Source organism: Agarivorans albus (genome assembly GCF_019670105.1).
GTDB lineage: Bacteria > Pseudomonadota > Gammaproteobacteria > Enterobacterales > Celerinatantimonadaceae > Agarivorans > Agarivorans albus.
Window position 1 is genome coordinate 1,822,262 of record NZ_AP023032.1, and the last position, 13,389, is coordinate 1,835,650.

General features: G+C 42.4%; 15 protein-coding genes. 8 read left to right on the forward strand and 7 right to left on the reverse strand.

The features are described 5' to 3' along the window. Window positions 1-4 precede the first annotated feature (4 nt). The 3 genes from phnE to phnD all read right to left on the reverse strand — a co-directional run bounded on the left by phnE (window position 5) and on the right by phnD (window position 2,686). Window positions 5-811 carry a phosphonate ABC transporter, permease protein PhnE gene (gene phnE, locus K5620_RS08385; RefSeq protein ID WP_016400601.1) on the reverse strand — a complete coding sequence of 269 codons (807 nt, stop codon included), beginning with the start codon at window positions 809-811 and terminating at the stop codon, window positions 5-7. Next, window positions 811-1,626, reverse strand: a complete 816-nt coding sequence (gene phnC, locus K5620_RS08390; protein WP_016400600.1) for a phosphonate ABC transporter ATP-binding protein — start codon at window positions 1,624-1,626, stop codon at window positions 811-813. Before phnC ends, phnE begins: the two co-directional genes overlap by 1 nt. A 124-nt stretch (window positions 1,627-1,750) precedes the next feature. After that, window positions 1,751-2,686, reverse strand: a complete 936-nt coding sequence (gene phnD, locus K5620_RS08395; protein ID WP_016400599.1) for a phosphate/phosphite/phosphonate ABC transporter substrate-binding protein — start codon at window positions 2,684-2,686, stop codon at window positions 1,751-1,753. Window positions 2,687-3,272: 586 nt separating this feature from the next. Between phnD and K5620_RS08400 the strand changes: the two genes are divergently transcribed. Continuing rightward, the gene (locus K5620_RS08400) at window positions 3,273-4,061 is read left to right on the forward strand and encodes a hypothetical protein (protein ID WP_016400597.1); all 789 of its coding nucleotides are present in this window, start codon (window positions 3,273-3,275) and stop codon (window positions 4,059-4,061) included. 109 nt (window positions 4,062-4,170) lie between these two features. Here K5620_RS08400 and K5620_RS08405 read toward each other — a convergent pair whose 3' ends face one another. Continuing rightward, a complete protein-coding gene (locus K5620_RS08405; protein ID WP_016400596.1) occupies window positions 4,171-4,881 on the reverse strand; it encodes a hypothetical protein in 711 nt (236 codons plus the stop codon). A 288-nt stretch (window positions 4,882-5,169) separates the two neighbouring features. On the opposite strand from K5620_RS08405, the gene K5620_RS08410 reads away from it, so the two are divergent. The 4 genes from K5620_RS08410 to K5620_RS08425 all read left to right on the forward strand — a co-directional run bounded on the left by K5620_RS08410 (window position 5,170) and on the right by K5620_RS08425 (window position 9,975). Beyond that, entirely contained in the window at window positions 5,170-7,419 is a 2,250-nt protein-coding gene (locus tag K5620_RS08410; protein WP_016400595.1) for a peptidase U32 family protein, read from the forward strand. Window positions 7,420-7,748: 329 nt separating this feature from the next. Beyond that, entirely contained in the window at window positions 7,749-8,777 is a 1,029-nt protein-coding gene (locus tag K5620_RS08415) for a hypothetical protein (protein WP_016400594.1), read from the forward strand. Beyond that, window positions 8,778-9,065 (forward strand): immunity protein Tsi6 family protein, encoded by a 288-nt coding sequence (locus tag K5620_RS08420; protein ID WP_040306889.1) that lies wholly within the window; start codon window positions 8,778-8,780, stop codon window positions 9,063-9,065. A 226-nt stretch (window positions 9,066-9,291) separates the two neighbouring features. After that, the gene (locus K5620_RS08425) at window positions 9,292-9,975 is read left to right on the forward strand and encodes a glutathione S-transferase (protein ID WP_040306888.1); all 684 of its coding nucleotides are present in this window, start codon (window positions 9,292-9,294) and stop codon (window positions 9,973-9,975) included. 98 nt (window positions 9,976-10,073) lie between these two features. Here the strand turns inward: K5620_RS08425 and K5620_RS08430 are convergent, their stop codons facing one another. Next, window positions 10,074-10,406 (reverse strand): DUF2834 domain-containing protein, encoded by a 333-nt coding sequence (locus K5620_RS08430; RefSeq protein WP_016400591.1) that lies wholly within the window; start codon window positions 10,404-10,406, stop codon window positions 10,074-10,076. Window positions 10,407-10,459: 53 nt separating this feature from the next. Between K5620_RS08430 and K5620_RS08435 the strand changes: the two genes are divergently transcribed. Continuing rightward, window positions 10,460-10,939: an HTH domain-containing protein gene (locus K5620_RS08435; RefSeq protein ID WP_040306887.1), complete on the forward strand. Its 480-nt coding sequence runs from the start codon at window positions 10,460-10,462 to the stop codon at window positions 10,937-10,939. On the opposite strand, the gene K5620_RS08440 is transcribed toward K5620_RS08435, so the two are convergent. Next, window positions 10,936-11,706 (reverse strand): DUF4344 domain-containing metallopeptidase, encoded by a 771-nt coding sequence (locus tag K5620_RS08440; RefSeq protein WP_221077468.1) that lies wholly within the window; start codon window positions 11,704-11,706, stop codon window positions 10,936-10,938. The genes K5620_RS08435 and K5620_RS08440 overlap by 4 nt on opposite strands. Before the next feature lie 156 nt (window positions 11,707-11,862). After that, window positions 11,863-12,153: a DUF1330 domain-containing protein gene (locus K5620_RS08445; RefSeq protein WP_016400588.1), complete on the reverse strand. Its 291-nt coding sequence runs from the start codon at window positions 12,151-12,153 to the stop codon at window positions 11,863-11,865. Between the two features lie 274 nt (window positions 12,154-12,427). Here K5620_RS08445 and K5620_RS08450 point away from each other — a divergent pair, with 274 nt between their 5' ends. Continuing rightward, complete coding sequence (locus K5620_RS08450; protein WP_016400587.1) at window positions 12,428-13,015, forward strand: TetR/AcrR family transcriptional regulator; 588 nt, start codon at window positions 12,428-12,430, stop codon at window positions 13,013-13,015. Between the two features lie 32 nt (window positions 13,016-13,047). Beyond that, window positions 13,048-13,362 (forward strand): cupin domain-containing protein, encoded by a 315-nt coding sequence (locus K5620_RS08455; protein ID WP_016400586.1) that lies wholly within the window; start codon window positions 13,048-13,050, stop codon window positions 13,360-13,362. The last annotated feature ends 27 nt before the right edge of the window (window positions 13,363-13,389 follow it).

The window sequence follows — 13,389 nt, forward strand, 5'->3', positions numbered from 1 at the left end:
CTCCTTATTTTATTCGTTTTCTAATTTGCCCAGAGGCAAACTCGGCTAGCATCACTAAGCCAATAATCACTAAAAGAATCGCCGCTGCAGAATCGTATTCGTAGCGATCCATGGCGGTGTTTAGAGTGGCACCAATACCGCCCGCGCCAACAATGCCTATTACTGCTGACTCTCTAAAGTTAATGTCTAGGCGGTACATGCTTAAACCTATTAACCGCGGCATAACTTGCGGTTGTACTGCATAGTTAACCTGTTGTAACCAGCTTGCACCGGTGGCTTTGATGGCAGTAAGAGATTGTGGTTCTATAGCTTCTATTTCCTCGGCAAACAATTTCGCCAAAAAGCCAATCGTGGCGAAGGTGAGGGTAACGAAACCGGCAAACGCACCAAAGCCGAAAAGTGCGACACATAAAATAGCTATGATGATCTCTTGAAAGCTGCGGGCTACCGCAATTACGCTGCGACAAAACAAATACAGCCAAGTTGGAGCTAGGTTGCGAGCAGCACCTAAGCCGAAGGGAATTGATAAAATAACTCCCGCTACCGTAGCACATAAGGTCATGGTTAAGCTTTCTAGTATGCCGTCTACAATATGTGGCCAACGAGAACTAAAATCAGGAGCAAGAAAGCCTTGAATAAAGCGCCAACCGCGCTCTCCGCCTTCATAAACCCGTAGCCAATTAATTTCAACTGAATTGAGGGCCAGATATAAGTAAACAGCGGTAAGCAACAATAGGCTGTAACGTAAGATTGGCTGTTTAATAAGGTGAGGTTTTTTCCAGGTATCTGGATAATTTGCAAGCGAGTTCATTAGGCACTTGCCTTTAATAAAGTAACCTGTGGCTCTGGTGTATCTTCTTCATTTGACTCACTTTGTTGCCAGTCTTCTTCGCCATAAATTAGTGTGAGCACATCATCGTTAAGCTGTGCTGGGCTGCCATCAAATACCACTTTTCCTTGTTGCAGACCTACAATGCGCTGAACAAACAGTTTGGCTAAATTTACATCGTGAATATTAATGATGGCCGGCAAACCTTGCTCTGCACATATTTCACTAATTAGCCGCATAACTTGCCTAGCAGTGCGTGGATCTAAGGCCGCAGTTGGCTCATCGATGAGTAGTAACTCTGGATTTTGCGCTAAAGCTCGCGCGATACCTACGCGTTGTCGTTGCCCTCCAGATAAAGCGTCTACGCGTTTATTGGCATGCTCTAACAAACCAACTCGGTCGAGTAAGGCATAGGCTTGCTGAACATCTTTACCCGGGAACTTACGCAATAGGCTACTCATAAATGATACGTAACCTAGGCGACCAGAAAGTACGTTTTCCATTACGGTTAGGCGTTCAATTAAGGCATATTCCTGAAAAATCATCGCAATCTTTCGCCGCGCTTGGCGAAGGCGAGAACCACTGATGTTAGTTAGGTCTTGCTGTTTAAAAAGGACCTGTCCGCCGGTGGGATTATTAAGCCTATTAATGCAGCGTATAAGCGTTGATTTGCCAGCGCCAGAAGGCCCAATTAGCCCGACTATTTCTCCAGCATTAACTTCCAAGCTGACATCACTAAGTGCTTTGTCTTTAGCTGAGTAATGCATGCTTAGTGACTTTAACTGCAGGGTTGCCATTGTGAGTACCTCAAGTTTACAACCCGTTTAAATACCGGCTGTATGCATAATGGATTTAAAAATTTGTTTATAAAAAGGGGAGTAAGCAACACCAAAGTAAGGTGTTGCTTATAAACAGAGCGGGTTAGCTGCAGCTGTAAGATACTTGGTTGGCAGTATCAATAGTGCGAATTACCGACCAGTGTTCTTGGTAAGTAATAGGAATAAATTGAGATTCTCCATTACGGGTAAACTCTTCTTGAAGCTTGGTGCCTTGCCAGTCAAAGCTAAAGAATGCGTCTTTAATTTTGGTTTGCAGCTCTTCACTTAAGTTATGCGCTACACCGTAAGCAGTAGTAGGGAAGGTTTCAGAGGTATATACCGATTTTATATCGCTTTGTTTTACTACTTCGCGATCCAGCATGCGAGTTAATACAGAGTTAGCAATCGCAGCCGCGTCGTAATCCTTATGGGCTACACCAATAATAGAGTTATCGTGGGCTCCAGAGAAAGCAGTATTAAAGTCTTGATCTGGGGTTAAGCCAAACTCTGCCCCTAAAATAGCTGAAGGTGCTTTAAAACCTGAGTTAGAGGTTTGCGAGGTAAAAGCTACATTTTTGCCGCGAAGATCGTCGATGGTGTTAATGCCAGAATCCGGATGAGTGATGATCTCCATTTCGTAACCAAAAGAGCCGTCATCGCCAGCCATTATGGTGAATGGAACAAAACCAGCACAGTTCACTGCTAAAGGAGTCGAGCCAGTGTTAAAACCTGCTACATGCAAGCGGCCAGCGCGCATTGCTTCAATTTGAGCTGCGTTATTTTGCACCGGGAAAAAGCGTACTTTTTTACCCGTTTTGTCGGCTAAATGGGTAAGAAACTCTCCCCAGACATCGGCGTAAACAGATGGATCTTCAACCGGCGTATAAGCAAAGATTAAGGTGCTTGGATCAACTTGCTTAGCTGCTTCAGGAATGTCTGCGGTTAGGTTACCGCTAGTGTCTTGGTAGCGCTTATCTAAAGAAGCAAAAGCTGAGGTGCTAAGGGCTAAAGCAATAGCGGTGCCGAGAAGTTTTTTCATGTTCTAAACCTACTAAGTAATGGCTTTAAAAAATTTGGCCTTACTATATGAGTGGTTTATGACACTTTGGTTTCTTGATTGTTAAGCATAAAAAACTGAATATAAAAACAATATCAGATTATTGCATTGTTGTGTGGAGTTGTGACTGTATCGTAAACCATAATTCGTTGGGCGTTTAGCGCTACGCTGTCGTTCCACTTTTTCATTAATTTTTCTTCATCAGCTCAGCAATTCTTATTAGATGGCCGTGTATGCCAGACATCTCAGTTAGGTTCATCATTACATCACTAAGAATACTAAGCCCTAGTGAAGCCAGCACAATACGGAGGGCTCTTTTTAGTAAAATGCGTCATGTTGTACTTTTTCACTCTTTCACTCTTTCACTTTTGATTTCGCTGCTTAGCAATTTCTCTTCAACGCGCTGTATAGCGCCAGCTATTAGCAGTGTTTAGCTCACTAAATATCGCGAAAGCCGAACAAATTCACCAATTTGGTGTATGGCATTTGCCGTGCTTTTCTTTTTTAATAGTTGGCTAGCTCAACCCATAGGGTTGGAGGGAGTGGTATTTAGAACAAGGAATTTATTTTGAGCCAGCAGTTACCCGTTACCGCCATTTTGTATGATGCCGTGTCTTTGCCTTTTCGTTATTTTCGAGATCTTCTTAATATTGGCGCTCCGCTGCTTTTTGTTATGTTTATTGCAGTGTTGTTTGCGTCACTTTCGTTAGAAGTTGGTGACAGTTACTTTAGTAATATTGGTATAGCTTTTTTGAGCATTGCTTATATAACTACAGCGCTGCAGGCCTTGGTTGGTGCTCACCGTTTGTTTCTTAACAAGCGATTGCCTAGCGAAGAGAGGGTGTTTAACTGGACAGGTAATGAGGTCCGCTTTGCAGGTTGGAGCTTGCTGTTAATAGTTTGTGTTGCTTTGGTATCTTTGCCGGTGGTTGGTATTAGTGGCGTACTTGTTGGCAGCATGGTTTTGGGAGAAAACTCACCTCAATTAGTCGCTCAAATTGTATCATTAGCGATTACCTTCCCGGTGTATTATTTTGTTGGTCGGTGGTCGTTAGTCCTTCCTGCAAGTGCTATTGGCATTAGGGGGAAGAGCTTATCCTGGGCCTGGAACTTAAGTGATGGAAATGGTTGGCGTTTAGCCCTGTTAATGGGGTTGCTTCCTACTAGCAGTAATATGCTTCTAAGCATAATTGCCGTTGAGGATAGCTGGCTATTTGCGATATTTTCAACAGCGGTATCTTTGTTAGTAGCTACTATCCAAGTGGGTGTTTTGTCACTTGGCTATAAGTTTTTAACCGACAATCAAGTTGATGAAGAGGAAGAAGACAAACCACAAATTGGCACGGTAGAACTATAACTAATAGACTCACAGTACTCGTTATAATTAAACGGGTACTTTGCTATTAAACCAAAAGAAAGTGCTTGGAACCTCTAATTGGCTGCAAGCACTAATCAATTGCCGTTCATTAATTTTTCTTCATCAATTCAGCAAATCGAGTCGACGCAAAGTTGAGTCCTGCGCTTCCTCCTCCCAAAAGACCGCCGGTTATGAGTACGTCGGCGATTCTTATTAGATGGCCGTGTATGCCGGATATTTCGGTTAGGTTCATCATTACATCGCTAAGAATGCTAAGCCCTAGTGATGCCAGCACAATACCCGAGATAAACACAAAAAAGGTTACGTCTCGGTTGCATGTTGATTGATGCCTAGCCAGCGAAAACTCATAGCTGTGTTTAATGCACAATAGCGCGGCTCGGTATTCATCAGCGGTATCTTCTGGTGGGATAAGCAAATCAACCATTTGTTTATCTAACACTTTTTGCGCGACTTGGATCTCTCGTTCAAACACCATTTTTAGCACGTTTAAGTGTTGGCTTTCATCAGATAGGGTTTCTTTAATTCTGGATATTCTTAAGGTCCAATCGGCTACTTTTCGATTTCGGTAGTTACTTACAAATACTGCAGCAGCGCGCTCTACCGCAACCACAATAAATAGGTATTTTAGGAAAATGTCGCTGCCTTTATCTGATAACTCGGGATTCACTACCAAAAAGTGAATGTCTTTGTAGCCCCAATAAAACGCCGCTATCAGGCTGGTAACAAAGATGATAACTGCCACCACTACTTGCCAGGTGCCCGTGGATTTTTTGCTAGGGTGTGAGTTGGTATTAGCCATAAGCTTTAGTCCTGATTGTTCGAGCAATCGGTCATTTGCTACTTAGCGCCCACTCTATGCTGTGGGGTCTAATTATAGTTTAGGTTGTTATTACAAATTTGTCGGGGGAAACAGCAACCTAGCAGTTGCTGTTTCTAGCAGTTGTTTAGCTGCCACTTGCCAAGTTGGCTTATTTTAGAAAGTACTGCTAGATGAGGTTAGTTAACTGTAGCAATAGTGTTCTGTTGCCGTTAAAATCCCGCGCAATTCAAGATTAGGCTGTTAGCCCAAGTAAAGTGAGTTTGAAACATGAGTAGAAAGATTGAGTTACTTGCCCCCGGTGGTGATGTAGAAGCCATAAAGGCGGCGGTAATCGCTGGTGCCAATGCGGTGTATTGTGGTTTAGATACCTTTAATGCCCGTAACCGTGCCTCAAACCTTTCTTTTGATGATTTGAATGGTATTTTACGCTTGGCGCATAAGTATGATTGTGAGGTGTTTCTCACCCTAAACGTGGTCATTCTTGAACAAGAAATTCCTGCCATGGTTAAGTTGCTTAACAAACTGGTAAATACCAGCCTTAACGGGATTATTGTGCAAGACTTGGGCATGTTTAACTTAGTTAAGAAGCATTTCCCAAGCTTAGATATTCATGCTTCTACCCAGCTCACAACCCACAACGAAGGGCAGGTAGAGTTTTTGGCAAAGCTTGGCGCTTCTAGGCTAAACCTGTCACGCGAGTTAAATTTGGCTGAGATAAAAACGCTAACGGCTTTAGCACATAAACATGATGTATTAACCGAGGTGTTTGTACATGGCTCGTTATGTATCGCCTTTTCTGGTCAGTGTTATTCAAGTTCGGTAAGTGTGGGTAACTCAGGTAACCGCGGCCGTTGTAGCCAAGCATGTAGAGACGAATACGAAATCACCAATGCTGGTAATCGCTTCCCACTTAACCTTAAAGACAATTCTGCTTATTTTGATTTGCCAGAGCTGGTGGATGCACAAGTAGACTCACTTAAAATTGAGGGCCGTATTAAAGGTGCTCACTATGTTTACACCGTGGTGGATAGCTGGCGTAAACATATCGACAAGTTTGTTGAGACCGGAAAAATTCTAGCCGACGATTCAAACCTATACCGAGTATTTAACCGAGATTTCACCAATTCCTTCTTAAAGGGCAACCTTACCAAGGATATGTTTATCGATAACCCGCGTGATAACAGCGTGCAGCATGCAGTTCAAAAATATAACGCTATATCAGTGGTAGAGATTAAAGAAGCCAGAAAAGGCTTGCACGCAGAGCGCAACGAAATTGGTGATGAACTAGCCGAAAAAGTTAAGTACTTGAGCATTGCTAAGCAGCCTTTAAAGGTTCAGTTTTCTGGTGAATTAAACCAACCCTTGCGTTTAATTCTCACTGTTGGTGATAAGGATAAAGTGTATCAATTGGCGACTGAAGAGTTGCTTAGCCAAGCCGGTAAACAATCTTTAGACCAAGCCCTGCTTGAGAAGCGTTTTAAAAACTTCGCTAACCGAGATTACGATTACGCTGAGTTTGATTGCTCAGGTTTAGCAGCTAACTTAAGTTTGCCACTTAAGCAAATTAGTGAGCTGAAAAACCAGGCTATATTGGCCTTAAACAATTCTGTGCCACATGTGCCAGCGGTAGAGGTGCCAGCCTTGCCTAAGCATCCTCGCACAGAAGGTAAACCAAGCATGTCGCTGCTTATTGCAGATGAAAAAGACTTACACCTATGTGATTTAACCGAATCAGATGTTTATTTTAAGCTGCCAGAGAGCTTTAAAACTGGCAATAATAAATACATTGATATTTTCTTACGTAATCCGCGATTAATCCCGTGGTTCCCAGCGGTGTTAATTGGTAAAGATTATCTAGAAGCGGTGCGTTTACTGGAAGAAGTTCGCCCAGCACGTATTGTAAGTAACAATACCGGTGTGGCTTTTAAGGCTTACCAAATGGGCATTGAGTGGATAGCCGGACCATTCTTAAATACCACCAATTCACACGCTTTAGTCACTTTAAAAGAAGAGCTTAATTGTGCTGGTGCGTTTATTTCTAACGAAATTAATCGCATGCAAATTCGAAATATTACCAAGCCCGATAACTTCAAATTGCTCTACAGCATTTATCACCCTATTTTGATGATGACTAGCCGGCAGTGTTTCTTCCAACAAACTGTAGGCTGTAATAAGCCTGCGATTGAAGATGGCTGCATGCTTAAGTGTACTAAGGCTACCACTATTACTAATGTGAAAGGTGTGTCATTTGCGGTCGACAAACAAAAGGGCGGTTACCCAAGTATTTACAACCACGAGCAATTCTTGAACTTTGATATTGTGAATGATCTAGCAGGCCAGTTTGACGAGTTTTTTATCGACTTAACCAACATAGGCGCCGGCTCGAAAGCTGAGTTAGACAAAACGGTGTTGGTCACTCAGTTTGAGGCATTTCTGCAAGGGGATGAGCAAGCGCAACAACAGCTTAGTAGTATGGTTACAGTGGCAACAAACGCCCAATACAGCCAAGGCTTGTAACTCTCTAACAAGCACTGCTGGTATTTTGCTAGCAGTGTTTTGACGACTATTTGATCAGCGTTGCTTGGTAGAGGGGTACCTTGTTAAAAAGCACTTCTCCCGTTGTTTTTAAGCATTTGGTTCGCTTAGCGTCACGCTCATATACGTGCGCTGTTTGATGATTTATTACGCGCTAAGTATGCTGTACACCCTCTCAATATTGACTCATCCCTCATTAGCCTGATAGCATCGCCACTTTATTGATTTTAAAGTTAATACCTAGCAACTAAAACAGGCAAGGAACCGCATGTTTAAGGCAGCAAACCAAGGCGGCGTAGAGCGAGGCAAGTATGCAAGCAAACGCTAATCCTATCGAGCAATCTAAATTCAACCAAACACTGCTAGTAGACCCATTTGGCCAGTCTTATTTTTTCTTGCCTGCTCAAGCTAATACTCATGACGTACCTGCAGAGCAAGTTCAAAATAGTATTGAGAAGTACAACATTGATGCCTTGTTACAAAACCATAGCGTCTCATGGGGCCAGCAATTTGATATTGATAGGCTCTATCAGCAAGTTTCTAATGACTACTTAGCACACCACAAATCTCGCCAAGATAAACTCAGCTGGTTAAGCCGCAGCATTATGAGTGGAGAGGTAAGTGTATTTAAGGGTGAAAACTTTGCGCCGTTGCCACCAACCGATGCCGAAGGCGGAATTCCGGTAGCTGCTTCAACAGCTGTTGGTAACTCTCAAAGGCCAGCTGAGCGGCCTTCAAAAGCGCTTGGACTTGGAGGCTATAGTAATGAATTCTTAGAAGGAAGCTCAGCTAATCAAGCTCAGCCTAACTTTGATATAAATAACGAAGCTATTCCCATAGATAAGCAAGCTTCAATAGATACGATGACTAAACTAGCTAAAAGTGAAGGGGATTCTATGCAGCACATAAAGGCTAGGGAGACCGTTGCTAGAGATTATTTGGAAAACAATGGGTTTACTAAGGACCAAATTCACGATGCTTTGGGCTCTCCTGACGGAACCAAGGACGGTGGAGTAGATCTAACTCAGCCTTTGGAGGTAATCAGTTTCCCACCTCCGGAATCTATGTCTCAACATGTTAAGTCACATGGTTATCCCGGGAATTGGTTTGATCCTAAATCTAATCAGTCTCCTGATTCTTTAGGCATCAGTGGTGAAGGAAGAACTTCCAAGCCTTTTACAGTAGTTAAAGGTACAGGGTTAAAATCGTCAGCTAAACCAGTAAAAGATAACTGGACCACTCCAGGTGTAGATGTTCATTGCAGTGGCGGTGGAACCCAACTGCTAGTCAATGATGAGATAAAAAACAAAATTATTGAAATAAATCCAAAGGGCATTTAAGTGAATTATAAAAATCTTGTAGCATCGACGAACCTTGCATTAACTGAGTTCTCAAAGAAAAATATCGCTTCTATAGAGCTCGCGGTATACGACTCCATAATAGAGCAGCTAAAATTTATATTGCATGAAGCAAATTTAGGGAACGACCCTAGAGATAGCCTGCCCCAAGGGCAAACTTTTACTTATGGTGTAATCTCATCAAGAAATTTTGCTTCTCCCGAAGAGCTAAAGCTAAAGCGCTTCTTAGATGATGTTACGTCGCACCTTTATCCTGAAGACTTCAGCTAGTTGCTGAGCTTAGCGGCTTAGTTGATTGGTCTCTGATGTAAAAGGCTTTTAGTTTAGATAATCTAAGCCGTTGTGGTCACCCTGATATGGATTTATGCCAAAGCTTTAAGATGAGTGATGATTTTTTGTTTAACCAAGGGATGTTAGATCTGTTTAAAGACATTGCCAAACGCCATAAAATGGGGACCTTATAAGTTTAATACAGTCAGGGAGCTAATCCGCTAACGTGTCTACATTACCTATATTGTACTCTCTGCAAAACTGTCCTTATGCGATGAGGGCTCGATTGGCTATTTTGCTGGCGGGGCAAGCTGTGCATTTGCGGCCGATTGTTATGAAAAACAAGCCTGAAGAAATGCTAGCCTTGTCGCCAAAAGGAACGGTACCGGTATTGGTTTTAGCTGATACCCTCAACGCTGAAGCAACTCAATATCAGGTTATTGATGAGAGCCTAGATATAATGCTGTGGGCGCTAAGGCGTAACGATCCTAATGATTTATTGTATTCATCGCGAGGCGATGCGCTAGATGAAATACTGCAAGTTATTGAGCATAACGATCAGCAATTTAAGCCGGATTTAGAGCGCTACAAAGACGCAAAACGCTACCATCATCAAGACCTAGAAGCATGCAGGCTAAAGTGTGAGCCTTTTGTGCAAGACTTGGAGCAACGTTTAACTAAACACCGGTTTCTAATGGGCGATAAAGCCAGCCTTCTTGATTATGCTTTACTGCCGTTTATTCGACAGTTTTCCAAGGTTAACCGACAGCTTTACCTAAATGGCCCATATACTCACTTACAAGCTTGGTTAAATCTGCATTTGCAAAGTCGCCTTTTTTCTAAAGCGATGTTTAAACATCCTCTATGGTTGGACACTCAGCAAGACATTGTATTTGGAGAGAGTTACTAGCTTACGGCCTTCACGCTGTCATTTATAGTAGCTTGTTAACTGTATTAATAGCTCCAGCAAATGCTAGAGCTATTTTTAATCGATTAACCCATTTCTGACTAAGGGATACCCTGAACAGCTGCAGCGGTTTGTTGATTTCTTATTTTAAAGTACAAGTACGCTGGTAAAGCGCAGCTTAGGCCTATGGATAAGTTGATCACAATAAACCAGTACGGTTTTGGACGATCTGCTTGCTTATCGCTAAACATGAACAGCCAAAACACCAGTGAGCTAATCAGTAAATCAGTACTAAAGCCACCTGCAGCGCCATTTGCAAAAAGGGCAGGAATAAATAGCCCTAAATTAAAGCCATGTGCCGTAATAAACTCAATAAAAAACACATAGGGCACAATGGCTCCTGCTATAGCCAAAAACAGATAGAGATGTTTCATAATTGCTCCTTATGTATACTTGGTTGACATAAGCGTAGTGACTAGGGGTGATTATGTCAACAAGGTTGACACGGGTGGGCGTTGCGATGGTTGATAGCCACGCTTTGCAGTTGGTTATGGCAACTAGCAAAATTCAAGATTTAACAAGTAATTACTTATCTAAGGCTCTCTCTAACAAGGGCTACAGTTCAATTAGCCCTGCCACCTTAAGTTTTTTAAGTGCGTTAGATTGCGGGATTAATTTTGGTTCGGAAATCGCGAGAAATTTAGGTGTGAGTCGCCAGATGGTGGCTAAAACAGTAAAAGATCTAAGTAACAAAGGGTACTTGGAACAGCGAGAGGGAGTAGGTAAACAAAAGCAAATTTTGTTTACTCATCAAGGTGAGTTGTTAATGGCTGATGCGAGGTTGTTGTTGGCTGAATTAGACCAACATTTAGCGAATGCCATTGGCAAAGAGCACTTAGGTGATTTGGTTAATGGTTTTAGCCAATTAGAAGCGGTGCTTAGTACTAAGCTGAATAATGAGGGTTAAGGTTGTTTTAAGTAAGTGTGCCAGCTTTGGTTAGTTTGCTGGTACTGGTGAATGCAAAACTCTTGGCGCTCTGCCAAGTAGCTGGTGTCAATCTCATTTAGCAATTTGGGGTAGCGTTTAGGGTTAGAGCCATACACTAAACACAGGGTTGAAAAATAGCGTTGTAAATCAAAACTGTGTTCATTTATATATTCACTTAACTCGTAAAAATTGGGTTTATCTTCAGATTCAAACGCAAACATGTCGGCTGCACTAATTGCTACTTCGTCACCCAGTTCAACGTAGTTGAGTAATACAATGGTGGCTAAATTGTCTGCGGCATCTTCCTCTTTGCCAAGGATTGGTATTTGCTGGTCGGTAATGTAAGCGTGGCCTAACTCATGTAACAGGGTGTGCAATAGAGTGTCTATGGCCGCATCTTCTGCGCTTATGCCATAGCGTTTTTGGTAGTTGTTGTTGGCGAAAAACTCTAGGGTCTCGGCAACAAAGGCATAAGGAATGTAAATACCATGAGCGTCTGGGTCGTACAGTGGGCCATCATTGATGCCATATTCCAAAGTTACTGCTCGTCTAAAGTTGAACAGCTGTGTGACTAACTGACTAAAGTGCTGGTTTATATTACTGCGTTTTATAAGCGCACGGCTTTCTTTATCGGCTTGGCTTACCGCTGGTTGCATTACTATTTGAATGTTTGTTGCGTGTTGGTTTGCTAATGTCGGATAAGCAATAAGCCCCAATAAAATGACAAGTATCTTAATAAGCTTCAATAGCAGGCCTCTAGGTATTTAGCGACTGGTGCTTTTAGCTTAGCTGTTATTTCGCTTGCTAGCCTTAGCTTGTGATGGCCTTATGTGAAGTTAAGTAAACCCAGAAATGAGCCAGCAAATCTGGGTTTAAAGTTAAAGCTTGGGTAAGGCTAAAGCTTACTCAGGTACCGCGTAAGTACTAATGTTCATAAACACCGCTTGCTCCCTAAGTGGCAAAAGCGCTTGATAATTAGGGCTGTCGTACCAGCTTTGCAAATTGCTCATACTGGGAAACTTAATTACTCCCACAGCATCATGCTCATTTGCACCACTAAGGTTGCCAGAAAATTTCCCTTTTATTACCAGCTCACCGCCATACTCGCCCAGTGTAGCGGCTGCTTGTTGGCCATATTGCGCAAATTTTTCTGGGTCTTTTACTTGGCTAGTTGCAACAAAAAATGCAGTCATGTCTCGGTCTTCCTTTTAGTTGGCTTGCATAAAATCAAGATGTAACAGGGCATGTTAACTGCGCCCAACAAGGTACAATATTTATTGTACACATGCGTACAATTTAGTTTTATAAATTGTTTTTGTCCATAGATGTACAAAAAATAAATCACAAATAGTCGTTTCATCTGAAGAGCAAGCTTAGATGGCCAACTTCTGGAGCAGAGATTAGGCAGCTAAGTACAATTATGCTAATTTGTACACATGTGAACATATTGAGCAGTATCAGAAGAACATGGGTAGAGCAGCGAAGTTTGATCGTTCAGCAGCAATAGAAGATTGCATGAATGAGTTTTGGTTACATGGTTACGAGGCCTGTTCGGTTAAAGCCTTATCCGAAAAACTTGGCATAACGCGTTCCAGTTTTTATAACGCATTTGGTAGTCGCCAAGCGCTGTTTTTAGAAACCCTAGATTTATACGCCACCATTACCCCTGATCAAGTTTTAAACCAGCCAGAGCAACATACTAATGTACTCGCGCTAATTAACGCATTTTTCGCAGATGTATGCCGTTTTAGAGCAAGCGATCCCGAAGCGCGTGGATGTTTGGTGATTAACTCGATCTCTGAGTTAGTGGCTGTAGACGAAGAATTGGGTGAAAACCTAAGCAAAATGGTGCACGCCAACATTGCCCGCTTCGAGCAGCTATTGCAACTAGCAGTGGCTAAAGGGGAGCTAGAAGAACAGCAAACTAGAGAGAAAGCTTTAGCGCTACAAAGTTTACTAATGGGAGTTAGCGTGTTGTCAAAAGTTGTTACCAGTGAGGCGGAATTATTGGTGATAGTTAAGCAAACGTTAACTGGGCTTGGATTAGCTAAATAATCAAATTGGCTTAATTAAGGGGCGTAATAGTTATGGACAATCTATTTGCTAAGTTGCCTAGGGATAAGACCCAAGAGCATTTTAGTGACTTACTACAAGCCGATGGATTAAGGGTTGAGCGGATTGTTTCTTATGGACAAGCCTCACCTGAACAGGGTTGGTATGACCAAGAAGAAAATGAATGGGTAAGCGTTTTAGAAGGCTCGGCAGTTATAGAGTTTGATAACGGCCAGCGTGTTGTTTTAGGAAAGGGTGATTACTTAAACATCCCCGCACATCAAAAGCATCGAGTAGCAGAAACAGCGGAAAATGTGGCGACTATTTGGTTGGTGATTTTCTACAAATAAACAACGAGCCTATGCGCAATTAAGGCG

Bases quoted from the DNA above. Each gene is read 5' to 3' on its own strand.
- phnE (WP_016400601.1), bottom strand. From the start codon at position 811: ATGAACTCGCTTGCAAATTATCCAGATACCTGGAAAAAACCTCACCTT.
- phnC (WP_016400600.1), bottom strand. From the start codon at position 1,626: ATGGCAACCCTGCAGTTAAAGTCACTAAGCATGCATTACTCAGCTAAA.
- phnD (WP_016400599.1), bottom strand. From the start codon at position 2,686: ATGAAAAAACTTCTCGGCACCGCTATTGCTTTAGCCCTTAGCACCTCA.
- K5620_RS08405 (WP_016400596.1), bottom strand. From the start codon at position 4,881: ATGGCTAATACCAACTCACACCCTAGCAAAAAATCCACGGGCACCTGG.
- K5620_RS08410 (WP_016400595.1), top strand. From the start codon at position 5,170: ATGAGTAGAAAGATTGAGTTACTTGCCCCCGGTGGTGATGTAGAAGCC.
- K5620_RS08415 (WP_016400594.1), top strand. From the start codon at position 7,749: ATGCAAGCAAACGCTAATCCTATCGAGCAATCTAAATTCAACCAAACA.
- K5620_RS08430 (WP_016400591.1), bottom strand. From the start codon at position 10,406: ATGAAACATCTCTATCTGTTTTTGGCTATAGCAGGAGCCATTGTGCCC.
- K5620_RS08435 (WP_040306887.1), top strand. From the start codon at position 10,460: ATGTCAACAAGGTTGACACGGGTGGGCGTTGCGATGGTTGATAGCCAC.
- K5620_RS08445 (WP_016400588.1), bottom strand. From the start codon at position 12,153: ATGACTGCATTTTTTGTTGCAACTAGCCAAGTAAAAGACCCAGAAAAA.
- K5620_RS08450 (WP_016400587.1), top strand. From the start codon at position 12,428: ATGGGTAGAGCAGCGAAGTTTGATCGTTCAGCAGCAATAGAAGATTGC.
- K5620_RS08455 (WP_016400586.1), top strand. From the start codon at position 13,048: ATGGACAATCTATTTGCTAAGTTGCCTAGGGATAAGACCCAAGAGCAT.